The 980-nt window shown below is 65.1% G+C and carries 1 protein-coding gene; it reads left to right on the forward strand.

The window, feature by feature from the left end; translation table 11 throughout:
• The coding region (locus NCR93_RS31635; protein WP_250532464.1) for an acetyl-CoA C-acetyltransferase at positions 1–980 on the forward strand (980 nt) is incomplete at both ends.

The raw sequence follows: 980 nt of genomic DNA on the forward strand, positions 1-980 counted from the left end.
AAGCCGGATCAGGTGAGCGAAGTGATCCTGGGCCAAGTGCTCGCGGCCGGTTCGGGCCAGAATCCGGCGCGCCAGTCGCTCATCAAGGCGGGCTTGCCCGACATGGTGCCGGGCATGACGATCAACAAGGTCTGCGGCTCGGGCCTCAAAGCGGTGATGCTGGCAGCGAACGCGATCATCGCGGGCGACGCGGAGATCGTCGTCGCGGGCGGCCAGGAAAACATGAGCGCGGCGCCGCATGTGCTGCCGGGTTCGCGCGACGGCTTCCGCATGGGCGACGCGAAGCTGATCGACACGATGATCGTCGATGGCCTGTGGGACGTCTATAACAACTATCACATGGGCACGACGGCGGAAAACGTCGCGAAGGAATTCGGCATCACGCGCGAGCAGCAGGACGCGTTCGCGGCGCTGTCGCAGAACAAGGCGGAAGCCGCGCAGAAAGCGGGCCGCTTCAACGATGAAATCGTGCCGGTCGCGATTCCGCAACGTAAAGGCGAGCCGCTGCAATTCAACACCGACGAATTCGTGCGTCACGGCGTGACGCCCGAAGCGCTCGCGGGCCTGAAGCCGGCGTTCTCGAAGGAAGGCACGGTGACGGCTGCAAACGCATCGGGCATCAACGACGGCGCGGCGGCGGTCGTCGTGATGTCGGCGAAAAAGGCCGAAGCGCTCGGCTTGACGCCGCTCGCGCGCATCAAGGCGTACGCGAACGCGGGCGTCGATCCGAAGATCATGGGCATGGGCCCGGTGCCGGCGTCGAAGCGCTGTCTGGAGCGTGCGGGCTGGAGCGTGAACGATCTCGATCTGATGGAAATCAACGAGGCGTTCGCGGCGCAAGCGCTGGCGGTGCACAAGCAGATGGGCTGGGATCAGTCGAAGATCAACGTGAACGGCGGGGCGATCGCGATCGGTCATCCGATCGGCGCGTCGGGCTGCCGGATTCTCGTCACGCTGCTGCACGAAATGCAGAAGCGCGA

Source organism: Caballeronia sp. ATUFL_F1_KS39 (genome assembly GCF_023630985.1).
In the GTDB taxonomy this organism is placed as follows: Bacteria; Pseudomonadota; Gammaproteobacteria; order Burkholderiales; family Burkholderiaceae; genus Caballeronia; species Caballeronia zhejiangensis.